Source organism: Photobacterium ganghwense, from assembly GCF_017329545.1.
In the GTDB taxonomy this organism is placed as follows: Bacteria; Pseudomonadota; Gammaproteobacteria; order Enterobacterales; family Vibrionaceae; genus Photobacterium; species Photobacterium ganghwense.
The window spans coordinates 576,202-599,829 of the sequence record NZ_CP071325.1; the positions used below are offsets into that span (position 1 = coordinate 576,202).

Annotated in this window: 18 protein-coding genes; 11 read left to right on the forward strand and 7 right to left on the reverse strand. The window is 55.3% G+C overall.

Annotated elements, in window-relative coordinates; translation table 11 throughout:
* Positions 1-19: 19 nt before the first annotated feature.
* Entirely contained in the window at positions 20-1,219 is a 1,200-nt protein-coding gene (locus tag FH974_RS02880) for a multidrug effflux MFS transporter (protein WP_047883218.1), read from the forward strand.
* Positions 1,220-1,258: 39 nt separating this feature from the next.
* Positions 1,259-1,606, forward strand: a complete 348-nt coding sequence (locus tag FH974_RS02885; RefSeq protein WP_047883217.1) for a DUF2799 domain-containing protein — start codon at positions 1,259-1,261, stop codon at positions 1,604-1,606.
* A 113-nt stretch (positions 1,607-1,719) separates the two neighbouring features.
* On the opposite strand, the gene dapD is transcribed toward FH974_RS02885, so the two are convergent.
* Positions 1,720-2,751 (reverse strand): 2,3,4,5-tetrahydropyridine-2,6-dicarboxylate N-succinyltransferase, encoded by a 1,032-nt coding sequence (dapD, locus tag FH974_RS02890; protein WP_047883216.1) that lies wholly within the window; start codon positions 2,749-2,751, stop codon positions 1,720-1,722.
* A gap of 286 nt (positions 2,752-3,037) precedes the next feature.
* Complete coding sequence (locus tag FH974_RS02895; RefSeq protein WP_047883215.1) at positions 3,038-3,352, reverse strand: YebG family protein; 315 nt, start codon at positions 3,350-3,352, stop codon at positions 3,038-3,040.
* An 82-nt stretch (positions 3,353-3,434) separates the two neighbouring features.
* Here FH974_RS02895 and FH974_RS02900 point away from each other — a divergent pair, with 82 nt between their 5' ends.
* Positions 3,435-4,121, forward strand: a complete 687-nt coding sequence (locus FH974_RS02900; RefSeq protein WP_047883225.1) for a DNA-3-methyladenine glycosylase I — start codon at positions 3,435-3,437, stop codon at positions 4,119-4,121.
* On the opposite strand, the gene FH974_RS02905 is transcribed toward FH974_RS02900, so the two are convergent.
* Entirely contained in the window at positions 4,101-5,009 is a 909-nt protein-coding gene (locus FH974_RS02905) for a LysR substrate-binding domain-containing protein (RefSeq protein WP_047883214.1), read from the reverse strand. The two genes, FH974_RS02900 and FH974_RS02905, sit on opposite strands and share 21 nt — an antisense overlap.
* A 156-nt stretch (positions 5,010-5,165) precedes the next feature.
* Here FH974_RS02905 and FH974_RS02910 point away from each other — a divergent pair, with 156 nt between their 5' ends.
* From FH974_RS02910 to recD, 4 genes are all read left to right on the forward strand, one after another.
* Positions 5,166-6,143 (forward strand): TDT family transporter, encoded by a 978-nt coding sequence (locus FH974_RS02910; protein WP_047883213.1) that lies wholly within the window; start codon positions 5,166-5,168, stop codon positions 6,141-6,143.
* Positions 6,144-6,276: 133 nt separating this feature from the next.
* Positions 6,277-9,732: an exodeoxyribonuclease V subunit gamma gene (recC, locus tag FH974_RS02915; RefSeq protein WP_047883212.1), complete on the forward strand. Its 3,456-nt coding sequence runs from the start codon at positions 6,277-6,279 to the stop codon at positions 9,730-9,732.
* Positions 9,733-10,054: 322 nt separating this feature from the next.
* Entirely contained in the window at positions 10,055-13,720 is a 3,666-nt protein-coding gene (gene recB / locus FH974_RS02920) for an exodeoxyribonuclease V subunit beta (RefSeq protein WP_047883211.1), read from the forward strand.
* The gene (gene recD / locus FH974_RS02925) at positions 13,713-15,839 is read left to right on the forward strand and encodes an exodeoxyribonuclease V subunit alpha (RefSeq protein WP_047883210.1); all 2,127 of its coding nucleotides are present in this window, start codon (positions 13,713-13,715) and stop codon (positions 15,837-15,839) included. Before recB ends, recD begins: the two co-directional genes overlap by 8 nt.
* 90 nt (positions 15,840-15,929) lie before the next feature.
* Here the strand turns inward: recD and argA are convergent, their stop codons facing one another.
* The gene (argA, locus tag FH974_RS02930; RefSeq protein WP_047883209.1) at positions 15,930-17,255 is read right to left on the reverse strand and encodes an amino-acid N-acetyltransferase; all 1,326 of its coding nucleotides are present in this window, start codon (positions 17,253-17,255) and stop codon (positions 15,930-15,932) included.
* Between the two features lie 339 nt (positions 17,256-17,594).
* Between argA and FH974_RS02935 the strand changes: the two genes are divergently transcribed.
* Positions 17,595-17,918: a DUF2850 domain-containing protein gene (locus FH974_RS02935; protein WP_242551847.1), complete on the forward strand. Its 324-nt coding sequence runs from the start codon at positions 17,595-17,597 to the stop codon at positions 17,916-17,918.
* Positions 17,919-17,930: 12 nt separating this feature from the next.
* Here FH974_RS02935 and FH974_RS02940 read toward each other — a convergent pair whose 3' ends face one another.
* A complete protein-coding gene (locus FH974_RS02940; protein ID WP_047883207.1) occupies positions 17,931-18,167 on the reverse strand; it encodes a hypothetical protein in 237 nt (78 codons plus the stop codon).
* Between the two features lie 278 nt (positions 18,168-18,445).
* Here FH974_RS02940 and mltA point away from each other — a divergent pair, with 278 nt between their 5' ends.
* Positions 18,446-19,534, forward strand: coding sequence for a murein transglycosylase A (gene mltA / locus FH974_RS02945; RefSeq protein WP_047883206.1), 1,089 nt, complete (start codon positions 18,446-18,448; stop codon positions 19,532-19,534).
* A gap of 110 nt (positions 19,535-19,644) precedes the next feature.
* Positions 19,645-20,451 (forward strand): tRNA cyclic N6-threonylcarbamoyladenosine(37) synthase TcdA, encoded by an 807-nt coding sequence (gene tcdA, locus FH974_RS02950; protein ID WP_047883205.1) that lies wholly within the window; start codon positions 19,645-19,647, stop codon positions 20,449-20,451.
* A 194-nt stretch (positions 20,452-20,645) separates the two neighbouring features.
* Here the strand turns inward: tcdA and csdE are convergent, their stop codons facing one another.
* Complete coding sequence (gene csdE, locus FH974_RS02955) at positions 20,646-21,074, reverse strand: cysteine desulfurase sulfur acceptor subunit CsdE (RefSeq protein ID WP_047883204.1); 429 nt, start codon at positions 21,072-21,074, stop codon at positions 20,646-20,648.
* 9 nt (positions 21,075-21,083) lie between these two features.
* On the reverse strand, positions 21,084-22,304 hold the full coding sequence (gene csdA / locus FH974_RS02960) for a cysteine desulfurase CsdA (RefSeq protein WP_047883203.1): 1,221 nt from the start codon (positions 22,302-22,304) through the stop codon (positions 21,084-21,086).
* A 388-nt stretch (positions 22,305-22,692) separates the two neighbouring features.
* Between csdA and FH974_RS02965 the strand changes: the two genes are divergently transcribed.
* The gene (locus tag FH974_RS02965; RefSeq protein ID WP_047883202.1) at positions 22,693-23,613 is read left to right on the forward strand and encodes a transcriptional regulator GcvA; all 921 of its coding nucleotides are present in this window, start codon (positions 22,693-22,695) and stop codon (positions 23,611-23,613) included.
* Positions 23,614-23,628: the final 15 nt, after the last annotated feature.

Here is a 23,628-nt window from a genome sequence, read left to right on the forward strand (position 1 = left end):
CGGAGGCGTAGGAGAAACAATGGCAGCATTTCAATGGAAACCTCTTTTACTGGCGTGCATGATCGTAAGTATCGGTCAGCTGAGCCTGGGTCTTATCTTCCCGTCTCTGCCATGGATCGCACAGGATCTTTCTTTATCGACTGAACAGGTACAACTTCTGGTTTCCGGCTACCTGTTAGGATTTGGCACTTCGCAACTCGTGTACGGACCACTGTCTGATGTGTTTGGGCGGCGGCCGGTACTGCTTTCTGGTCTATTGATTGCGCTGTTTGGCTTGTCGCTGGCGATTCTGCATGCTGAATCCTTCTCCTGGTTACTGGCCGGACGGGTGATTCAGGGGATGGGAGCCGGAAGTGTGGCTGTCATGGCCAGGGCGACAATCCGTGACAGTTATCAGAGTCATAACCTGGTGCGGGCCATGACCTGGCTGGCGATTGTCGCGGCACTGACGCCAATTGTTGCACCGGTCATTGGCGGAATGGTCAATCACTATGCCGGTTGGCTGGCTGTCTTTATACTGCTGCTGGGCTATATCGCTGTGATCTGGCTGGTTTTGTGCGTTAATTTCCCGGAAAGTTTATCAGTGACTTGCCGTGCGCCGTCAGTGATAACACTGATGAAGGACTATTCGTCGCTTGCGCGATCCAGCCATTTTCTCTCGTTTGCCGGTGTGGGTTGGGTGAATTTCTCACTGGTGGTTTTGTCCATCTCCCTGATGCCTTTCATCATGCAGGTACAAATTGGGATGACATCGGAAAAGTATGCGCTCTGGGCGATGATTCCGGCGTTCGGCCTGATGTGTGGCGGGCTGCTCTGCCAGCGGATACGCCCAAAAATTGGCACCCGACGTATGTTGCTGATCGCCCCTTGGCTGCACCTGCTGGCAGGAATGATTTATATTTTTTCGCCGGTAGAACCAGCGTGGATGATCGGTGGTAACTTTGTACTGGCCATGGCCAACGGGATCGCATTTCCGTGTGCTCAGTCTTTGTTGCTTGTGCCATATGGTGACAAAGCCGGCACTGTGTCTGCTTTGTCTGGAGCTTGCCAGATGGTGTTTGCTTCATTGTTCAGTAACACTTTGCTGAAAATCGGAATCAGTCAGCCGTGGCAACTGGGTGGCGTGATGCTGTTGGGAGCCGGGATCGGATTCGGGCTGGCATTTTTTGGGACGCAGACGGAAAGTGGTCGTCAGGCAGTGGCGACCCTTAACGGATAAACCATACTTAGAATCAGTGGGTTTACCGGAGAAGCGAACATGTGGGAATGTAACTGGCGCTCTTTAATCTGTGGATTACTGATTGCAGCCTGTGCGGCCTGTACGAGTCCTTATGAAGAAAACCTGGCGCACGACAGGCAATGGGACAAGCTCGGCAGCTATCATGGTGAGCAAGGCTACCGTGAGTGGGATGAAAAAGAACTCACCCGGCGTGGTGCGCTCAGTGAAACGGATTATGAAGCTTACCGGGCCGGTTACCTCAAAGGTCGATTCGAATATTGTAGCGAAAAACACACGGTAGATACGGTGATCAATCCCGGTTACCCCAACGATTGCCGGGAAGGTAAATCCAGCAGCAGTTACGGACTGGTTGAGCGGGGTTACTAGCGTCTGCTGTTTTTGTTTTGGATATCGGCTTGCTGACAACAATTCCCCAGCAAGCGGGAAAGAAAAAAGGCTGCCTGAATGGCAGCCTTTTGGCTATTTCACAGGGAGCACAATCAGTTATTGCTGTGCAGCTCGCTGTTCAGCTCAACCGCCGTTTTGTTGGTCAGGCACTCAATCTGGCCTGTAACAGAATTGCGGCGGAAAAGCAGATCCGGCTTACCGGCCAGATCACGTGCTTTCACGACTTCTACTTCCTGGCCGCTGGCATCCAGCATGCGCACTTTTGAACCTGCGGTCACGTACAGACCTGATTCGATGGTACAACGGTCACCCAGCGGGAAGCCCAGACCGGCATTTGCACCCAGCAGGCTGTTTTCACCGATAGATACAACGACTTTGCCGCCACCGGACAGCGTACCCATAATAGACGCACCACCGCCGATATCAGAGCCATTGCCGACAACCACACCAGCAGAAATACGGCCTTCAACCATGCTCACGCCGGTGGTACCTGCGTTGAAGTTGATAAAACCTTCATGCATCACGGTCGTGCCTTCACCCACGTGTGCACCCAGACGTACGCGAGACGTATCAGCGATACGCACGCCCGCTGGAACCACGTAATCAACCATTTTCGGGAACTTGTCGACACAGTCAACCGTCAGCACTTCACCGTTCAGGCGTGCTTCCATTTGGCGGTCAGCCAGCTCTGGCAGATCGATTGGCCCCTGGTTTGTCCAGGCGATGTTGTGCAGTAGACCAAAAATACCGTCCAGTACCAGTCCGTGTGGCAGAACCAGACGATGAGAGATCAGTTGAAGTTTCAGGAAACCTTCGGCTACTGAGGCTGGCGCTTCATCGCTTGCCAGTAACACAAGTACTAGAGGCTGCGCAGACTCAGCCGCTTTCGTCGCGAACTGAGCGCTGGCTGCTTCCCCTGCCGCTGCAAATGCAGCCGCAAGATCCGTACATTGGGCCGCTGTGACTTCAATGGCCTGATTACCTTCTTTGTACTCAACGACCGCTGCAATTGCGCTGACCAGCGCATCAGCCGGATTCAGAATTGGGGTTGGGAAGAAAGCTTCGATGATTTTGTTATCGCGGTTTTTGGTCGCAGTACCTAGGGCGAGTGCAAAGCTGGCCATGATTGATCGTTCTCCATGTGAAATGATTGAGCCCGGTCCGGCAGTACCGTCAGGTTCCCGCTACTGGGGCTCAATAAGAAAATGCATAAAACCCATCATAATGACACTTGTCACGATATTGAAGACCTAACCGAAGATTCGGGTAAAAATGACCAAATATTTGCCGGTAGCCGGGGTGGAGAGTCAGTTGCCGGGTGGCAGCGGGGAATGAACTTGCATAAAAAAACCTCCAGGAAGGAGGTTTATTCGAAAATGCGCCTGTGAAAACAGAAATTATGCAGCTAGCTTAAGCCGCTTCGTCAGCATCTTCCTGGTCGGAATCTGCATCAGCAACGATTTCCGGTTTAGTGGCTTTCTTTTTTGGAGCGGGTTTCTTTTTCGCCCCCAGTGCAACCAGCACTTCTTCGCGTTTCTGCGCCAGGAACAGTGATAGTTCTTCCTGTTTGGCTTCATCTTCGAACAGCTCGCTTTCACCCAGTAAAGCAAACATATCGTCAGCCATATCCAGCATCTTGTCGTATGCGTCGGCTTCGGACTTAGAGGTGAAAGTCATCTTTTCTTCTCCGTTGCGCTCAACCACATATTTGACGATAACAGCCATGGTCACCCTCTCCGAAATTGATTTACTGGCTGTTTATACAGTAGCATGGTAGGCATTGTCCAGTGATAAGCGTGTGAATGTGATGGCGAGAGAAAAATTTGCCCAGATCTATGCCAGGGCGGCAGAGCGAAAAGGTGGGGATGCGGCGCTGGAGAGTTTGCTGACAACTCCCCTGACAAATGAACAACTTAAGCAAATCAGCGATGACCGCTGGTTATCTGCTTTTTCGCAAAAGGTGTTCCAGTCAGGCATGAGCTGGAAAGTGGTACGCAGCAAATGGCCGAACTTTGAAGAGGTTTTCTTTGGCTTCGATATTGAGAAAATGCTGCTGATGCCGACGGATATGTGGGAGCGAAAAGCCACAGACCCGGCCATTATTCGCCATTTGGGGAAGGTTATGACCATTCCGGCCAATGCCCATATGATCCACGACGCGGCGACGGAGCATGGCTCTTTTGCGGCCATGGTGGCGGACTGGCCAGCCAGTGACATTGTGAGCCTGTGGCAATACCTCAAAAAGCATGGTCAGCGGCTCGGCGGTAATACCGGCCCGTACACGCTGCGGATCATGGGGAAAGACACTTTTATCATCAGTCAGGATGTTGAGGCATACCTGCGCCAGACAGGGGTCATTGATGGTGGCCGCGATACCCGTAAATCGCTGACCGCGACTCAGGAGGCTTTTACCGCCTGGCAGCAAGAATCAGGCCGACCGCTGTGCCAGATCAGCCAAGTGATTGCGTTTAGCTCAGGTGATAACCGGGTCTGATACTTTGTCTGGCCAGCGCTGACAAAACGCCAGAAACAGTTTCAGCAGCGGGCTTTGGTATTTTTCCCGGTGGTAGAGCAGCCAGTACTGGCGCTGCATATCCAGTGGCAGGTCGAGAATCACCAGGCGCTGATCTTTTACGGCGTGAGACACGGCCCGGCGAGATAGGCAGGTAATGCCCAGTCCGGCTGCGGCACAGTTAATGATGGCTTCGGTATTGTTCAGCTCAAAGGCCTGGTGCCAATGCTCTAATCGCGGCGACAGGCGGCTGAGAAAATATTCCCGGGTGCCGGAGCCCGGCTCGCGCAGGATCCAGTGGCTGTGCTCCAGGTCAGCTAATGTCAGCGACGGGCTCTGTGCCAACGGGTGGGCAGGGTGGCAGGCCACGACCATTTCATCGCCCAGCCAGGGAATAGCATGGAGCTCTTTGAGGTGCACCTTGCCTTCGACTAACCCGACATCGAGTTCAAACTCGGTCAGCATCTGGCAGATCTGCGCTGTGTTGGAAATAAAAAGCGACTGGTCTGTGTGGCCAGATTCGGCGCGGAAATCTCGCAGTAAAAACGGCGTCACCTGATTGCCGACGGTATCGCTTGAGCCGATTTTTAGCTTTCCGGTAACCGGCCCTTCCTGACAAAACAACTGCTCTATATCCTGACTGCGGGCCAGCAGTTCGTCCGCCAGCGGTAGCAAACGTCGTCCCTGATCGTTGATCAGCAATCGGTTATTGTTACGGTCAAAGAGTTTATGCCCCAGCTGTTTTTCCAGCTCTGACAGCGCCATGCTGACTGCGGGTTTGGATAAAAACAGTTTCTCCGCCGCGGCGGTGATAGTGAGTTCCTGGGCTACTGTCACAAACACTTTGAGCTGGCGCAGCGCAATGTTCATAAACCGTCCTGTTAAGTCATTCTTAAAATAAGATTCAATCCTTTCAAATATCCTAAACCTTTTTCCAGCGATACACTACGTCTGTTGTTGATGAACACATCGGAATACAGGCAGTGACGGATTTTTAACTGCGTTGCTGTACGTGGAGATAACATCATGATTCAGGCTACAAAGAAAACTGTGTTGGGCGCGCCAACGCCAATGGCGGGACTGGCGCTGGGTATTGCGTCGCTGGGCTGGTGCTGGGAAAACGCCGCTGATCTTAACGGGCTGGGACAGTTGACCGGGGCCGGGATTGCCAGCCTTCTGCTGGTGATCCTGCTGGTGAAATTCATCTGCTATCCGGGCTCGCTGTGGCAGGATCTGTGTCATCCGGTCGCGGGCAGCGTGGTACCAACTTTTTCGATGGCTACCATGGTGGTGTCAAAAGCGCTGGGAATGTATGCCCCGCAGGCAGGTCAGGCTCTGTGGTTGCTGGCGGTTATGCTGCATCTGGTGTTTCTGGTTTTGTTTGTTTATCACCGGGTGGTGGATTTTGAGCTGCACCACATGGTACCCAGTTGGTTTGTGCCGCCTATTGGGATCATCGTCGCTGATGTGGCCTTTCCGGGCGGGGCTCTGCGTCCATTGGCCGAAGGCTTGCTGGTGTTTGGTCTGATGGTATACGCCGTGATGTTGCCGCTGATGATTTATCGCCTGATCTTCTGCCATGAGATCCCGGATGCCGCTAAACCGACCATCGCGATTCTGGCCGCACCAGCCAGTCTGTCGCTGGCAGGGTATCTGACAGTGGCCGAAACGGTTTCGCCGCTGGTGGTGAGCCTGTTGGGCGGGATTGCCGTTCTGATGACCGGGATCATCTATGTGGCATTTTTCCGCCTGCTACGGCTGCCGTTCAGTCCGGGCTATGCTGCGTTCACGTTCCCGATGGTGATTGGCGCGACGGCCTTGTTCAAGGTGGCCGGCTGGATGGCAGCGCGAGGCTTTGCCGGACAGGATATTGCCTGGGTCAGCGGGCTGGCGTATCTGGAGCTGGCCGTGGCGACGCTGGTGGTCAGTTATGTGGCCATCCGTTATCTGGCCTATTACCGCCCGGTTACTCGCTGGTTCAGACCGCGGATGAGCGAAGCGTAACAGCCGTAAAATAATAAAAAGATTAATAAAAAGCCGTTCGGTGATACCGGGCGGCTTTTGCTTTATTTGAATTTGCAGCGATGCAGTGGATGGTAGACAATCAGAGCATGTCCTCAGCCTGCGAGAAAGCTGCGTGTTTACTGTTTATCACTCGAACCAACTGGACTTGCTCAAGTCCCTCCTTGTTGAACTTATCCGCCTCGATCCGCTCGATAATCCGTTTGAACAGGAATGTATCCTGGTACAGAGTCCCGGCATGTCGCAATGGCTCAAGCTGGAGCTGGCTAAATCGCAGGGTATTGCCGCGAATCTCGAATTTCCGCTGCCAGCGACGTTTATCTGGCAGATGTTTACCCAGGTGCTGAGTGATGTACCGGTGCGCAGTGCATTTAACAAAGAGGCGATGACCTGGAAACTGCTGCAGGTGTTGCCGGAACAGTTGCATCGTCCGGAATTTGCCCCGCTGGCCAGTTATCTGGAAGACGATGAGCATCAGGTTAAGCGCTATCAGCTGGCGGAGAAAATTGCCGATATTTTTGACCAGTATCTGGTGTACCGGCCAGAGTGGATTCAGGCATGGGAAGCCGATGAGATTGATCCTGAGCTGGTGGCCGAGCACCCGTGGCAGCCGCTGTTGTGGCAGGCGCTGTACGACCATACGCTGGCGCTGGGGCAATCGCCGTATCACCGTGCCAATCTGTATGAGCATTTTATCGAGACCCTGAACGGGTATCTGCAAAGCGGCTCGTCGTTGCCGATCCAGTTACCCAAGCGCCTGTTTGTGTTTGGTATTTCGGCGCTGCCGCCGCGCTATCTGGATGCCCTGGCGGCACTCGGCAAACACATTGATGTTCATCTGATGTTTACGAACCCGTGTCGCCACTACTGGGGAGACGTGCGCGATCGTAAATACCTGGCTCGTCTGGCAGCCAAGCAGCGTCAGCAGCTCCAGTGGTGCGCAGATCACAGTGAATTGGGCGGGGTGATCTCGCCAATCAAAGGGGAGCTGGAAGACAATATTGTCGACGAAACCCACGAAGGCGTGGTCGGCAATACGCTGCTCGCGTCCCTCGGTAAGCTCGGGCGTGACAACCTGTATCTGTTATCGGAAATGGAAGCCTACGAAGTAGAGGCGTTTGTGGATATTGAGCCGGACAGCCTGCTGCATGCGATTCAGGCCGATATTCTGAACCTCGAAGATCGGGTAAACGATGACATCACCGAATCGAGTGAGCATAAGTTTGCGATTGCCAAAGACGATCGCTCACTGACCCTGCATGCCTGTCATTCACCCATGCGTGAAGTCGAAGTGCTGCATGACAACCTGTTGGCCATGCTGGACGCCAATCCAAAGCTATCGCCGCGGGATATCGTGGTGATGGTGGCGGATATCAACAGCTACAGCCCGTATATTCAGGCGGTGTTCGGCAATGCGCCAGGGGATCGATTTATTCCGTTTTCAATTTCTGACCGCAGTGCGGATCAGGAGAATCCGGTTCTGCTGGCCTTCCTGCGTTTGCTGGGGCTGCCGGAAAGCCGCTGTCAGGCATCGGAGCTCTTAGAGTTGCTGGAAGTCCCGGCTGTCATGGCTCGGTTTGGCTTTGACAGTGACCGCTTTGAGCGGGTGAAGCAGTGGATTGAAGAGGTAGGTATTCGCTGGGGGTTGGATGACGATACGGCGGCGCAGTTTGCTTTGCCGCGCCAGCAACAGAATACCTGGCTGTTCGGTTTGCACCGTATGTTGCTGGGATATGCCATGCCGCAGGAGGCCGGGTTGTATCAGGGCGTGCTGGCCTATGACGAAGTACAGGGACTGGAAGCGGAACTGGCCGGTCAGCTCGGTCTGTTTGTTGAAACCCTGATGCACTACCGTCAGGCACTGGCGGTTGAGCAGCCGGTAGAGGGCTGGATCCGGGTGCTGAATCAGCTGCTGGATGATTGCTTTGCCGTTGATACTGACGGCGAAATGGTGCTGCGGATGATTCGCGATAAGCTGCACCAGCTTGAGCAGCAGCTGGCAGATGCCGGTTACCGTTCACCGTTGACCCCGGCGGTCATGCGTGACTACCTGCGCGCTAAGCTCTCCGGAGAGCGGGTCAGTCAGCGTTTTCTTGCCGGTCAGGTGAACTTCTGTACTTTGATGCCGATGCGTTCGATCCCGTTCAAAGTGGTGTGTCTGCTGGGGATGAATGACGGGGTTTATCCGCGCTCCATTGCACCGGAAGGGTTCGACCTGATGGTCGGCCGCGGCAAGCATGGCGATCGTTCCCGTCGCGATGATGACCGCTACCTGTTCCTGGAAGCGCTGCAATCTGCGCAGGAAACCCTGTATATCAGTTATGTCGGCCGTTCGATTCAGGACAACAGTGAGAAAGTGCCGTCCGTTCTGGTGAGTGAACTGCTGGAATACTGCCAGCAGGGATACTGTCTGGAGGGTCATCACTCGCAACCTGCGGACGAATCTGCCAAAGAATTGCTAACAGCACTGACTTTTGAGCACCCGCTGGTCCCGTTCAGTCCCAAGGCTTTTGAAGGCGATCAGCCCAGCTATGCCATTGAATGGCTGCCTGCGGCCCGGCGGGATCCGCTGTCGGTGGCGCCGTTTATCAGCCAGCCATTGCCGCCGCAGGTGGATGATAATGGCGGGATACTGGAGTTGGCTGAGCTGCTTCGTTTCTGGCGACTGCCGGTGCAGTATTTCTTCAACCGTCGACTGAAAGTGTTCTTCGATGCCGGGCCGGGCGCGGTTGAGGATGACGAGCCGTTTGCTCTGGATAACTTGGAACGTTATCAGCTGCGTGAGTCCTTGTTGAACACCTTCCTGCAGGATAGCAGTGCCTTGTCCCCTTCGGGACAGCATCCGTCACCGGATCGGGAAGCACTGTTTGCGCAGTTTACCCGTTATCAGCAAGCGGCGGGGCGTCTGCCGGTGGCGCAGTTCGGTGAGCTGGAGCTGGTGGAAGAGCGCGGCGTGATTGAAAGCCTGGCGCAAACCATCGCAGAACACATGACTGATCGCCGACCGGATCAGGAAGTCGACTTGCCGCTGACGATTGATGGCCGTGCCCTGCGTCTGCAAGGCTGGCTCAAGCATCGCACATCGCAAGGACTGGTGCGTTATCGTCCGGGGAAAATTCGCGCTCAGGATATGCTGTCGGGCTGGATTGAACACCTTTGTGCCTCGGCTGAGCTTAACGGCCCGACCACCACACTGATTGGACTTGACGGGGCGTGGCAGTTTGAGCCGGTCAGTGCCGAGACAGCGCTGCAATACCTGGAAACCCTGGTACAGGCTTATTATCTGGGGCAATGCCAGCCGCTACCGTTCCTGCCCAAAACCGCGCATGAAGGGATCCTGGCCGGGCGCGATAAGCAGGGGAACTGGTGTGAAGACAGTGAGGCACTGGAGAAAGGTGCAGACAGTATGCAGGCCATGTTCAACCCGGCATACATGCGCAGCGGTGAAGGTGAAAATAGTTACATTGCGCGGGTCTGGCCACAGTGGGATGAAGCGTTAGCCGCCGAGGTAATGCATTGGGGTACACAAGTGCTCAAGCCTGCACTGCTGCGCTTGCAGCCGGTTGAATAGCGGTGGTGGTGTAAGCTGGAGGGCGGTGGAAACGTCGCGGTAAAAAACAGGAAAGGTGTAGTGTGGCCGCCAGCAAAGTAATTATTTTATGTAGGGCTTGCTGTACGGCCACCGGTCCAGAGGTGACCCGATTTCGTGGCCGGGATAATAACGAAGCCTATGTTACAAAACCGTGAAACATCTCTCATATTGATATAAGACATAGTGGCGATATTCGATATTTTTATTTGGATATGGGCCAGTTCACAAAAAAATATCTGGAACGGGCACGGCTTTGTTTACAAAACGTGGCTGGGTTCCAGCACGGGAATCTGCGTATTCTATGACTCAACAAACGATGACAACGACACCGGAGCCGTTGGAAGCGATGACCTTTCCGCTTCACGGCAACCGGCTGATTGAAGCCTCTGCCGGTACCGGTAAAACCTTCACCATTGCCAGCCTGTACCTGCGCCTGCTGCTGGGACATGGGGACAGTCAGAGCCGTTTTCCCCGTGAACTGACAGTGGATCAGATTCTGGTGGTGACGTTTACCGAAGCGGCGACTGCCGAGTTGCGAGATCGTATCCGTCGCCGTATTCATGATGCCAGAGTGGCGTTCAGCCGTGGTACCAGCCAGGATCCGGTGATCGCTCCGCTGCTGGAAGATCTGCCGGATCATAAGGCGGCCGCAGCGATCCTGTTGCAGGCCGAGCGGCAGATGGACGAAGCTGCTATCTATACCATTCACGGTTTTTGTCAGCGGATGCTGACGCAAAATGCGTTTGAGTCCGGCAGCCTGTTCAATAACGAATTCATTACCGAAGAAAGCCAGTTGCGGGCGCAGGTGGTGGCCGACTACTGGCGCCGGAACTTTTATCCGCTGCCGCGCACGCTGGCAGAAGAAGTACGTCGGCACTGGAAAACACCGGCCGCTCTGCTGGGGGCGATCAACACCTTCCTGTCCGGTGCGGAAGTTGAAGTCCGGGCACCGGCGCTCGGCGACAGCTTGCAGGCTCTGCATGACAGCAATCTGGCGCGAATCAATCAGGTGAAGCAGCTCTGGCGGGAGCATGCTGGGGATTTTCACGACCTGATCGCCAACTCCGGCGTCAATAAACGCAGTTATACCAAAACCAGCCTGCCTAAAGCCCTGGCGGAAGTCAGCGAGTGGGCGAATCAGGATAACACCGGATACGCCCTGCCCAAGGCGCTGGCCAAGTTTGATCAGCAAGAGCTGGCGGAGAAAACCGCGAAAGGGGAGGTGCCGACCCATGTGGTTTTTGAGGCTATCAGTGCGCTGCTTGCCAACCCGCCGACCATCCGGGATCCACTGCTGGCTCACGCTATTCAGGAATGCCGTCAGCTACTGACTGAAGCCAAGCAGCGCAAAGGCTGGCTGGCGTTTGACGATCTTCTGACCCAGCTGGCTGCTGCGCTCAGCAATGATGAGGGGATGCTGGCGAGCCGGATCCGGCGTCAGTACCCGGTCGCGATGATCGATGAATTTCAGGATACCGACCCCCTGCAATACAGCATTTTCAATACCGTTTATGGTGATTCCGCTCAGGCCGCCGGGGAGCCAAGCGCCGAGTCTGCAGAAAACGCCGAGTTTGCAAAAACAGCATTGCCCGCAGAACCTGATGTCTGCGGCCTGTTTATGATCGGCGATCCCAAGCAGGCGATCTATGCCTTCCGGGGAGCCGATATTTTTACATATATCAAAGCGCGGCGGCAGGTGTCCGCCCATTACACGCTGGGCATCAACTGGCGTTCCACTGCCGAAATGGTGGCGGCGGTCAACCGGATTTTTGAGCACCCGAACAAGCCGTTTATATACGATCAGGACATCACCTTCCTGCCGGTCAGCCACAGCCCGAAAGCGGCGGAGCGCGGCTGGGCGCTGGACGGACAGCGACAGCCGGCGGTCAGTTTCTGGCACCAGCAGGCCGACCAACCGGTGTCGAAAGGGGAATACCAGCAGGTAATGGCGCGAGCCACCGCTGCGGAAATTCAGCGTATCCTGACCCTGGCTCAACAACACAAAGCCACGTTGATTGACGGTGGCGAGCCTTCGCGCGCCATTGAAGCCTGTGATATTTCGGTGCTGGTGCGCACCGGTACGGAAGGAGCGCTGATCAAAGAAGCGCTGGCCCAACAGGGGATCGCCAGTGTGTACCTGTCTAATCGCGACAGTGTCTTCGCCTGTAACGAAGCGGCGGATGTGCAGCGTCTGCTGCAGGCGGTGCTGACCCCGGAAGATGATCGCGCCCTGCGTGCCGCCTTGGCCTCCGGGCTGTTCGCGCTGACAATCGGTGAACTGGATGCGCTCAATGCCGATGAAGGCAAGTGGGAGCAGTATGTTTCTGAGTTTCGTGAATACCGCAAACTGTGGCAGCGCAGGGGCGTTTTGCCGATGCTGCGCCATCTGCTGACGGCGCGGAAGATCCCGGAGCGGCTGTTGAGTGAAAACGGCGGTGAGCGTCGGCTGACAGACTTGCTGCATATTGGTGAACTGTTACAGCAAGCCAGCCAGACCCTTGACAGCGATCATGCGTTGCTGCGTTGGCTGGCCGAGCACATTGAAGCCCCGAACGGCAATGTCGATGAGCAGCAGGTGCGATTGGAGTCGGAGCGTAAACTGGTGCAAATCGTCACGATTCACAAATCAAAAGGTCTGGAATATGACCTGGTGTTCCTGCCGTTTGCCTGCAGCTATCGCGAAACTGACACCGCGCTGTTCCACGATGAACAGACTCAGCAGGCCGTGCTGGATATTACCGGTGCGGAAGAGAGCCTGACGCTGGCGAAAAAAGAGCGGCTGGCGGAAGACCTGCGCCTGATATACGTTGCCCTGACCCGGGCTGTGTACGGCTGCTATATCGGCATGGCGCCGGTTCGCAACGGCCGCAGTACCAAAGCGCCTACCGGTCTGCACCACACCGCTATTGGCTGGCTGGTGCAAAACGGTGAAGAGGGAGGCCCGGCTGAGCTGGCGGCGGCACTGGCGACCGTGTGCGGGAAAAATCCGGCCATGGCGGTCGTCTCGCCGCCGGAGCGGCCGGAAGATATCTGGCAGCCGAGCGATGACACCCCGCCGGCTCTGGAGCCAAGAACGTTCACCAGCCAGTTTGAGAAAAGCTGGTGGATCACCAGTTATTCGGGGCTGATCAAACAAGGCCACAGCCATGTGGATGCCTCGTTTGAGCTGCCGGGGTTTGATACAGACTCGTCCGGGGATGAAACGCTGGCAGACGGTGAGCTAGCGGCAACACCCGCGCGATCCATTTTTACCTTCCCGAAAGGCGCGCGCCCGGGAACCTTCCTTCATAGCCTGTTCGAAAACATCGAGTTTACGGCACCGGCAGATAGCGCGGAAACCCGCGAGGCGATTCTTGAACTGCTGCGCCTGGAGAACTATGACGAAGAATGGCTGCCGGTTCTGCAGACCCTGATTGCGGAAGTGATGAACTGTCCGCTGGATGGCGACACCCTGCGGCTTGGTGCTCTGGAGCCATCGCAGCGGCTGACTGAAATGGAATTTATGCTGCCGATTACCCTGCTTTCGGCGCCGCTGCTCAATAAAGTGATTGCCCGCCATGACAGCCTGTCTGCCAAAGCGGGAGAGCTGGGTTTTGCCACCGTCAGCGGGATGCTGAAAGGGTTTATTGACCTGGTGTTTGAGCATGATGGCCGTTATTACGTGCTTGACTGGAAATCGAACTGGCTGGGAGATGATCCGGAGCGTTACCGTGGCGCGCAGCTGGCAGAAGCCATGGCTGAGCACCGTTATGACTTGCAGTATCAGCTCTATGCGCTGGCGCTACACCGGTTCCTCAAATCCCGGAAGCCGGACTATGACTACGACACCCACTTCGGTGGCGTGTATTACCTGTTCCTGCGTGGTGTGAAAGCCGACAGTGACAGCGGTATTTTCCATGCCCGGCCTAGCTTGGCGTTGCTGACTGACATGGAAGCCCTGATCGACGGAGAACCTCTGGATGCTTAACCGCCTAGAAAAACTGGCCCGGCAGGGTCACCTGCGGGCGCTGGATTATCAGTTTGCCAAGTTTGTCTGCCAATCCGCCGGGCGGCTGGATGATGCGCTGTTGGCGCTGGCGTCAGCCCTGACCAGCTACGAGCTGGGTCAGGGGCATGTCTGCCTGATGCTGGATAAGGTGGATGTCCAGCGGTTGTTTGGTCTGCCGACCGAACACAGCCAGCAACTGCTGGGGGACGTGGCTTCGCCTGACTCCTGGGTGGTACAGCTGGCCGATTCACCGGCCGTCTCTGACGGCAGCGCGCCGACACCGCTGGTGTTGGCGCAAAACCGTCTTTACCTCAATCGATACTGGCAGTTTGAGCAACGTGTGGCCGGTTATCTGCGCCATGCCGCTGCCAGTGCGGCAGATCACATGGTGGTAGATCAAGCGCGGGCTGACTCAGCCTCGCAGGCTTTGGCTGCGCCAATGGCGGCACAGCTGAATGAGTTGTTTGCCCGGGATTACCGTTTTTTGCATCAGGCACTGAGCGCGCTGGACGGGGAGGCGAATACTCCACAGGCGCGTCAGCAGGAAGTTTGCGACAAACTCGATGTGGTCGCCCCCGAATTGCTTGACTGGGCGGCGATTGATCAGGTGTTGCAGTCCGCTACTGACGTGGCGGCGCTGGCCCGGCTGGATACTTTAGTGCCGCTGGCTGCCTGCCTGAACTGGCAGAAAGTGGCGGCGGCGGTGGCGTTGACCCAGCAATTTGCGGTGATTTCCGGCGGACCGGGTACTGGTAAAACTACCACCGTTGCCAAACTGCTGGCAGCATTGGTGGCGCAGGCGCTGCACCGAGATGAGCGGGACGAACAGGGCAATCTGGTGATGCCGGATATCAAGTTGGTGGCGCCGACGGGCAAAGCGGCCGCCCGCCTGACCGAGTCCATCGGTGCTGCGGTGAAATCGTTGCCGGTCGGTGAGAATGTCAAATCTCATATCCCGACGCAGTCGAGTACGATTCACCGATTGCTGGGCGCGATTCCGAACCGGGTTGGGTTTCGTCACAACCGTGATAACCCGCTCCATCTGGATGTGCTGGTGGTGGATGAAGCCTCGATGGTGGATTTGCCGATGATGGCACGGCTGCTTGAATCGCTGCCGCCTCATGCCAAACTGATTCTGCTCGGAGATCGGGATCAGCTGGCTTCGGTCGAGGCCGGCGCGGTGTTGGGGGACATCTGTGCGTTTGCCGGACAGGGCTACAGCCAGACCCAGAGTCAGCAGCTGAGTGCCCTTACCGGTTTCAGATTTGCGGCGGGAAACGTGCAGAGTGTGGTGAACGACAGTTTGTGTATGCTGCAAAAAAGTTACCGTTTCCATGCCCAGTCCGGGATTGGGCAGTTGGCAAAGGCCATAAACAGCGGCCAGCCGTCGCAGGTCGAAAAAGTCTGGCAGCAGGGATTTCGTGATATCAGCTTTTATCCGCTGAGTAGCGAGAGCTATCAGACGCTGCTCAACCGGACGGTGACTTTTTATTACGACTACCTGGATGCCATCGCTGAGCGCCAGACTCCGGATGTGGTGTTGGCGCAGTTCGCCAAAGTGCGGTTGCTGTGCGCCCTGCGCGAAGGGGACTTCGGGGTGACCGGCCTGAATCAGCGCATCGAACGGATGTTGGAGAAGAACAACAAAATCAAGTGCGGCTCCGAAGACGTCTGGTACGAAGGGCGCCCGGTGATGATCACCCAGAATGATCACGGTCTGGGGCTTTATAACGGTGATATCGGGATCACGATGCTGGAGGCCGAGCCGGAGGCGGGCAGTGAACCGCGTTTGCGGGTGTATTTTGAGATGCCGGATAAAACGATTCGTTCGGTGTTGCCAAGCCGCTTGCCGGATCATGAGACGGTATATGCCATGACCATCCACAAATCGCAGGGCTCGGAGTTTGCGGATACCCTGATGGTACTGCCGCCGGATTACAGCCCGATCCTGACCCGTGAACTGATCTATACCGGGGTTACCCGGGCAAAAAGCCGCCTGGCTCTGTTTGCGACGCCGGAAGTGGTGCACCGGGCGGTGCGGCTGCGTACCGAACGGGCAAGCGGGCTGGCCACTTTGCTGAGTGTGCCCCAGCGATAATGTGAAAAGCCGGCGTAATGCCGGCTTTTTTATTTGGGGTGTTCGGGTTCTGACATGGCTTGATTTAGTACGGCAGCGTCCGTGGTCGCCTTACAGATCCAGAATCAGGATTTTGGAGCGGCGCTGGAAGTTATACAGCGCTTGTTTGGCCATCGGCAACTGATCGACATTGGATTCGGTGAACCCCTGCTCCCGGAACCAGTGTACGCTGCGGGTGGTCAGCACAAACAACTGGCGCAGTCCGAGTTGGCGGGCTTGCAGACGAATCTGGCTGAGCAGGATGGCGCCGCGATCACCATCACGGTAATCATGATGAACCGCTACGCAGGCCATTTCTGCCATTTTCTCATCCGGGAAAGGATAAAGGGCCGCGCAGCCGATGATCAGACCATCCCGCTCAATAATGGTGAACTGACTAATTTCCTGCTCCAGTTGCTCTCGGGAGCGGCGGACCAGAATGCCGTCTTGCTCCAGCGGACGGATCAGAGCCAGGATGCCGCCAATATCATCAATACCGGCCCGGCGCACCTGTTCGGCACTTTCCATGACGATCTGGGTACCGATGCCGTCAAACGAGAACAGCTCCTGGATCAGGGCGCCGTCTTCTTTGTAGCTGATGAGGTGGCTGCGCGGCACGCCGGCCCGGCAGGCGGTAATGGCGCCCCGCAGGAAGCGGCCGGTGCCTGAGCTGTCAGTCTGTTCGGCAATGAGCCGTTGCAGAACCTGCTCGGCTTGGGCTGGCAGCATTTCGGAGATCACTTCGCCTTCGGTGCTGAGGACGCCCTGTTCGGAACAGAACCCGATCAGCTTGTCCGCATTGAGCTTAATGGCTAGCTGGGTGGCAATTTCCTCTGAGGTCAGGTTAAAGCATTCACCGGTCACTGAGCTGGCAATCGGACCCATCAGCACAATGGCATCCTGATCCAGCTGGCGGTGAATGGCATCAATATCAATCCGGCGCACTTTGCCGCTGTGGGCGTAGTCAATCCCGTCATCAACCCCCAATGGCTGGGCGATGATAAAGTTGCCGCTGATCACGTGAATCTGGGCACCTGCCATAGGGGTATTATTCAGGCCCATCGAAAAGCGGGCGGTAATATCCAGCTGCAGTTGACCGGCAGCCTGCTTGGCAATTTCCAGCGCCCGCTCATCGGTAATGCGAATGCCTTTATGATAAGGGGTCGGATAGCCGACCTGCTCGGTCAGTGCGGAAATCTGGGGACGAGCGCCATACACCAGAACAATCCGTAACCCCAGGCTGTTCAGCAGGGCAATGTCGTTGACTATATTGGGGAAATTGCTGTCAGCGATGGCTTCCCCGCCCAGCATAATGACAATGGTCTTGCCAATATGGGCATGCAAATAGGGGGCTGACTGGCGAAACCCTTTCACCAGGGCGGTACTTCTGATCTTCACGGTGACTTCCTTGCGGCTGCGTGACAGCCATAGCCGGTATGATGGACGTAGTATTCAGGTACGATTAGCGAATCGGTATGTCACCAATTTATTAATGATTATGCGTTTTAAGTCAATAAAAATTCCATTGGTGGCATGTGTACCGTCGTTGTTCTGTTGCGCTTTGTCAGCCTCCGAAAGGAAGGTTTATTGACAGAGTTCGTCATTCATGCCGGAAAATTACGTTCATAGTGAGAGCAGATTAGTAAGAAGTTTGTCAGTATGTCCGAACCGCGTCCGTCTTCATCGCCTGTGCCCCAAAAAACAACATCCCGCCGGTATTGGATAGGTGGGCTGATTTTGTTGGGTACGATGGTATTTGGCGTAGAGCTTGAGCAAAAAATGTTTCAGCCTGAACCACTGCCGGATATTTTCGGGGTGTGGACAGAGCAAGAGGTCGCTCCCTATGCCGCAGACAGTTTTGAAGTGCGTCCGAGTGGAATTTTTGTTGATGGCCGTCAGGTGAATACCCATTATCAGTGGGATGGCCATGTGCTGGAATACACACTGGGTGAACAAACGTACACTTATACCTTTCTGGCTGATCAGCTGATTCGTCAGCGACCGGCACATTACACTTCTGCTTTTTCTCGTCAGGCGCTGATGCTGCGCCACACTCTCTGACGATGCCTGAACTTATGGGCGCTCCGGCATGGCGGTCAGGCAACGGAGCAGTTGATTGATTGGCACCTGGCGCATAGCCACCTGGCGCATCGTATCGGCCAGATCCGGATTTCCTCCCAGGCAGCGCTGAATCACATCATTGATTTGTCCCGGTGAGTTACCGTCGCTGGCGAGACTGCGAATCCACTGATACTCGACAGAATTAATGTCCAGAAGGGTATCTTTCCCTATTTTGAGCGGTTGGTTCATGGTGCCTTCCCTGTTGGTTCAGATGACGTTTGTGTGACGTTTTTATTAAAGCTGACAAATGTGACACAAATATGACAGTAGTGTCATATTGGTCAAGATGCAAGCACGAAACGCGTGGCACAGCAAATGAACCGAAAACCAACAGAAGGCTGACATTTTCTGCAGCCGGATCCGCCACAATCAGACATCTGAGCAAAGTGCCTTGGGTTTCACCTGCGAGCTGGGTAAACTTGGGGACTCGCTACATTTATTATCAACTCTGTATCATAGGTTTCACAGTGTTTCGTAAAGCAACCATTGCGCTTTTAATATTAGGGCTGGCCGGGTGTGCCAAGCCGACAGAACGGGGACAGCAGTATCTTGACGGTGAGTTCAATCAGATACTGAACCGGGTTGAAACTGTGGAATCGGATAAATCCCGCGACTACAGCCAGTTCCAGGCTCAGGCGGAAAAGGTGATAGAACGCTCACCGCGCATGGCATCCAAGTACCAGTCGCTGTATCACCAGATTCAGCTGTGGGTTGCACAAGGCGGTGATCCGAAAGAGCTGGCGAATTACGGTATTCAGATCGCTCAGATGGGCGGTGGGGACAGCCAGGGGAATGTGATGTTCACCGGTTATTTTTCACCGGTGATTGAATTACGCCATACGCCGGACGAAACCTACCGTTACCCGGTGTATGCGATGCCTGAGTGCCCGTCCCGCTGTCCGAGTCGGTCGGAAATCTACGCCGGGGCTCTGGCAGGACAGGAGCTGGAGCTGGGCTACAGTGCTTCCATGCTGGATGTCTTCATGATGGAGGTGCAGGGCAGCGGGTTCGTCCATTACGAGGACAACGATGAGCTGCAGTATTTTGCGTACAGCGGTAAGAATGGCCACCGCTATGTCAGTATCGGTCGTATTCTGATCGAGCGGGGCGAAGTACCGAAAGAGAAAATGTCCCTGAAAGCCATTGCTGACTGGGTGAGCCGTCAGGATGAAGAGACAGCCCGTGAGCTGCTGGAGCAAAATCCGTCGTATGTGTTCTTCAAACCGAAAGACAACCTGGATGTGATTGGCTCGGCAGGCATTCCGCTGCTGGCACATGCCTCGGTCGCCGCTGATCGTGACTATCTGCCGATGGGCAGTGTTTTGCTGGCCGAAGTGCCTCAGTTGGATGAAGAAGGGAACTGGAACGGTAAACATGTGCTGAAATTATTACTGGCGCTGGATACCGGCGGTGCGGTGAAGAAAAACCACCTCGACCTGTACCACGGGATGGGGAATCAGGCAGGCATTGATGCCGGTCATTACAAGCACTTTGGCCGGGTCTGGAAGCTGGGTCTGCAGGACACGGCTACTGAGCAACCGTGGCAGACAAACTAGCGACGGCGTTCAGTCGTGTCACTGGTCCGGCGGCGCTGGACAATTCCAGAAAGAGTGCGTATAAATCGCACTCTTTCTGTATGAACGATTGAACAGAGCGCGAGCAGGCCATGCGAGAACTAGATACCCCAGCATCAGACAGTTATAACCAGCGGTTCGGCGGAACACGCCGTCTCTACGGTAACAGCGAAGTGGAAATTTTGCGGGCGGCGCACGTCTGCGTGATCGGTATCGGTGGCGTGGGTTCCTGGGCGGCAGAAGCGCTGGCGCGTTCTGGGGTCGGTGAACTGACCCTGATTGATATGGACGACGTGTGTGTGACCAATATTAACCGTCAAATCCACGCGATGACAGGCACTGTCGGCCAGAGCAAGATTGAAGTCATGGCAGATCGCATCAAGCTGATCAACCCGGAGTGTCAGGTGAACCTGATTGATGATTTCATTACCCCGGAAAATATTCCGGAGTACATCGACAGCCGTTTTGACTATGTACTGGATGCGATTGACAGCGTGAAGCCGAAGGCGGCGCTACTGGCTTACTGTAAGCGAAACAAGATCAAGGTCATCACGACAGGTGGTGCCGGTGGCCAGGTTGATCCGACCCAGATTCAGGTGGCTGACTTGTCTCGTACCATTCAGGACCCGCTGGCGGCAAAAATCCGTAACATGCTGCGCCGCTTTTATAACTTCAGCAAAAATACCGATCGCAAGTTCGGGATTGAGTGCGTGTTCTCGACGGAGCAGCTCAAATACCCGCAGGCGGACGGCACGGTTTGCAATGCCAAAGCCTCGGCGGAAGGACCTAAGCGCATGGATTGTGCCAGCGGCTTCGGCGCAGCCACCATGGTAACGGCTACATTTGGTTTCGTGGCGGTATCCCGAATTCTGCAAAAGCTGATTGAAAAGCACCGCTAATCAGTGGCTGCGGTAAAGTCAGGCGGCAAGGATGAAGCCGCAGGAATGAAGCGACAGAAATGAAGCTATAGAAATAAAAAAGCGAGCCCCCGAGGTGCTCGCTTTTTTGTATCCAGAGATCAGTACCGGCGGCCAAGTGCCAGGGGGCCCTGTGAGCGATAGCCCTTATGAGTGAGAGTCCCCGATTGTGTTAATTACGCTGTGGCCAGCGCTTTGATCTGCTCAACGATGGCTTTCAGGCCGTTGCCGCGTGATGGGCTCAGGTGCGCCATCAACCCCAGGCTGTCAAAATAGCTGTCGATGTCGAATGCCTGGATCTGCGCGGCTGTTTTTCCGTCATAGGCGGCGAGTACCACGGCAATCAGACCCCGCACGATACGTGCGTCGGAATCAGCAGCAAAGTGAAAAACGCCAGCATCCTGCTGGTGGGCCAACCAAACCTGGCTTTCACAGCCACTGACTTTCAGCTGATCCTGCTTGAGCGCTTCCGGCAGCGCCGGCAGTTGTTTACCCAACTGAATCACGGTCCGGTAGCGATCTTCCCAGCCACTGGCTGCCGCCATCTGGGCGCTGATGCTGTCCGCTGTGATTTCGCGGCCAAAAGGGTGAGTCGGCAAAGTCATGGCATTCTCCTACAGCAGGCTGCACGTTTTGTGCAGCGCAGCAATAAAACGTTCTACATCTTCTTCAGTATTATACAGCGCCAGTGACACCCGCAGTGTTCCGGACAGTCCGAGTGCATCCATCATCGGGTGGGCGCAGTGATGACCAGCACGCAGCGCGATGCCCTGCTGATCAAGGAGGGTGGCGATATCCTGATGGTGGACGCCGTCGACCACAAACGAAAACAGGCTGGCATGTGGTTGCAGGCCGATAATTCGCAGGTCTTCTATATCCTTGATGCCATCGAGTGCTTTCTGGCGTAAAGCCTGAATATGCTGCTCGGCGGCGTCGCGATCCAGGTTATTCAGCCACTTGATCGCTGCGGCCAGCGCCAGGCTGCCTGCTACGTTAGGGGTACCGGCTTCAAATTTGCCCGGCAACGCGGAGAAGGTCGTACCCTCAAACGTGACTTTTTCGACCATTTTGCCGCCGCCATGCCAGGGAGGCATGGCTTCCAGCAGGGCCTGCTTGCCGTACAGCACGCCGATACCGGCCGGAGCAAACATTTTATGGCCGGAGAAGACGTAAAAGTCAGCATTGAGTGCCTGCACATCAATGGTTTCGTGAACCACGGCCTGCGCGCCATCGACCACGACCACAGCCCCGACCGCATGAGCCGCAGTAATCATCGCCTCGATCGGATTTCGGGTGCCGGTCACGTTGGTGACATGGGCAACCGCAACTATTTTTGTTCGTGGGGTCAGCAGCGTGTGGTAGGCCTCAAGATCCAGGGTACAGTCCGGGCGCATCGGAATTTTGACCACCCGGGCACCGGTTTGCTCGGCCACAATTTGCCACGGCACGATATTGGCGTGGTGCTCCAGCTCGCTGACCAGAATGTCATCGCCCGGCTGCAGGGTATTGCGGGCATAAGTCTGCGCGATCAGGTTCAGCGCCTCGGTTGCGCCGCGGGTCCAGATGATCTCTTTGCTGCTGGCGGCATGCAGAAACTGCTGAACCGTTTCGCGGGCCTGTTCAAACTGGGCGGTCGCAGCCGCGGTCAGGGAATGACTGCCGCGATGAACATTGGCATTGTGGCCACTGTAGTACTGCCGGATGGTTTCGATAACAAGGTGGGGTTTCTGGGCCGTCGCCGCGCTGTCGAGGTAAACCAGCGGCTGACCGTTACACTCCTGGGCAAGCGCCGGGAACTGCTGACGGATGTCATTGATATCAAATTGGGCAGTCATGGTGTGTCACATTGCAATTAGACAAGGGGGGAGATCATGCGGTTAAATCACAGTAAGAGCAAGTGTTTCTCCCGTTGCTTACAGTATAACGGGTCGTGATTCGGATCTGAGGATCAAAAAAAAGCACTGCGTTGGGGCGCAGTGCCAAGAATGAATTTTGACAGACAGGTCAAAAATACAGGAAGTAAAATCGGTAGATTGACTACCCATCCGGAACAACCCGGATAATATGCAAACACAACATCGCAACTATGCTGAGGCCAAAGTGCCTGAGGGCGAAAAACTTGGCCTCCCTCACCGTTGCGGGGTGAATCATATGGTTTATGTAGCACTTGAACAATGGACAATTTATAATGTTTCCCATAAAAAAAACTAATGCAGGAAAAGTATGTCTAGACGTCTGCCACCGCTCAACTCCTTAAAAGTCTTTGAAGCGGCTGCCCGCCATCTCAGTTTTACCCGCGCCGCGGAAGAGTTATTTGTCACACAAGCGGCGGTAAGCCACCAAATTAAAGCCCTCGAGGAGTTTTTGGGGCTAAAATTATTCCGTCGTCGCAACCGCTCACTCCTACTGACCGAGGAAGGTCAGAGTTATTTCCTCGACATCAAAGATATCTTTTCAGCCATTTCAGATGCGACCGACAAGGTTTTGGAACGTGGTGCAAAAGGCGCATTAACCATTAGTTTACCTCCTAGTTTTGCGATTCAGTGGCTGGTACCTCGACTGGCCGATTTCAATGAGCAACATCCTGATATTGATGTCAGGATTAAAGCGGTAGATCTGGATGAAGGTTCGCTGACTGAAGATGTGGATGTGGCAATCTATTACGGGCGTGGCAACTGGCCGGGTTTGCGTGCTGATAAGCTGTATCAGGAGTTTCTGCTGCCGGTATGTTCGCCGATGCTGCTCAACGGAACCAAGCCGCTGCGTTCACTTGACGACCTGAAATACCATACCCTGCTGCACGATACGTCCCGCAAAGAGTGGAAAAATTTTGTTCGTCACCACGGCATCCACGGCACCAATGTGAATCAGGGGCCGATTTTCAGCCACTCTACGATGGTGTTACAGGCGGCGGCCCATGGTCAGGGGATTGCGCTGGGTAACAATGTGCTGGCGCAGCCGGAGCTGGAAGCCGGGCGTCTTGTCTGCCCGTTTGATGAAGTGCTGATGAGTAAGAATGCGTTCTACTTGGTGTGTCAGGAGCGTCAGGCGGAAACCGGCCGGATCCAAATTTTCCGTGACTGGGTACTGGCGAAAGCGGCCCGCGAGCAGGAAGACCTGCCGGACGTCGCGGAAGCTGAATAATCAAAAAACCAAGCA

What these genes read in the sequence shown, in the direction of transcription:
- FH974_RS02880 (WP_047883218.1), top strand. Translation starts at nt 20, where the DNA reads ATGGCAGCATTTCAATGGAAACCTCTTTTACTGGCGTGCATGATCGTA.
- FH974_RS02885 (WP_047883217.1), top strand. Translation starts at nt 1,259, where the DNA reads ATGTGGGAATGTAACTGGCGCTCTTTAATCTGTGGATTACTGATTGCA.
- dapD (WP_047883216.1), bottom strand. Translation starts at nt 2,751, where the DNA reads ATGGCCAGCTTTGCACTCGCCCTAGGTACTGCGACCAAAAACCGCGAT.
- FH974_RS02895 (WP_047883215.1), bottom strand. Translation starts at nt 3,352, where the DNA reads ATGGCTGTTATCGTCAAATATGTGGTTGAGCGCAACGGAGAAGAAAAG.
- FH974_RS02900 (WP_047883225.1), top strand. Translation starts at nt 3,435, where the DNA reads ATGGCGAGAGAAAAATTTGCCCAGATCTATGCCAGGGCGGCAGAGCGA.
- FH974_RS02905 (WP_047883214.1), bottom strand. Translation starts at nt 5,009, where the DNA reads ATGAACATTGCGCTGCGCCAGCTCAAAGTGTTTGTGACAGTAGCCCAG.
- FH974_RS02910 (WP_047883213.1), top strand. Translation starts at nt 5,166, where the DNA reads ATGATTCAGGCTACAAAGAAAACTGTGTTGGGCGCGCCAACGCCAATG.
- recB (WP_047883211.1), top strand. Translation starts at nt 10,055, where the DNA reads ATGACTCAACAAACGATGACAACGACACCGGAGCCGTTGGAAGCGATG.
- recD (WP_047883210.1), top strand. Translation starts at nt 13,713, where the DNA reads ATGCTTAACCGCCTAGAAAAACTGGCCCGGCAGGGTCACCTGCGGGCG.
- FH974_RS02940 (WP_047883207.1), bottom strand. Translation starts at nt 18,167, where the DNA reads ATGAACCAACCGCTCAAAATAGGGAAAGATACCCTTCTGGACATTAAT.
- tcdA (WP_047883205.1), top strand. Translation starts at nt 19,645, where the DNA reads ATGCGAGAACTAGATACCCCAGCATCAGACAGTTATAACCAGCGGTTC.
- csdE (WP_047883204.1), bottom strand. Translation starts at nt 21,074, where the DNA reads ATGACTTTGCCGACTCACCCTTTTGGCCGCGAAATCACAGCGGACAGC.
- csdA (WP_047883203.1), bottom strand. Translation starts at nt 22,304, where the DNA reads ATGACTGCCCAATTTGATATCAATGACATCCGTCAGCAGTTCCCGGCG.
- FH974_RS02965 (WP_047883202.1), top strand. Translation starts at nt 22,693, where the DNA reads ATGTCTAGACGTCTGCCACCGCTCAACTCCTTAAAAGTCTTTGAAGCG.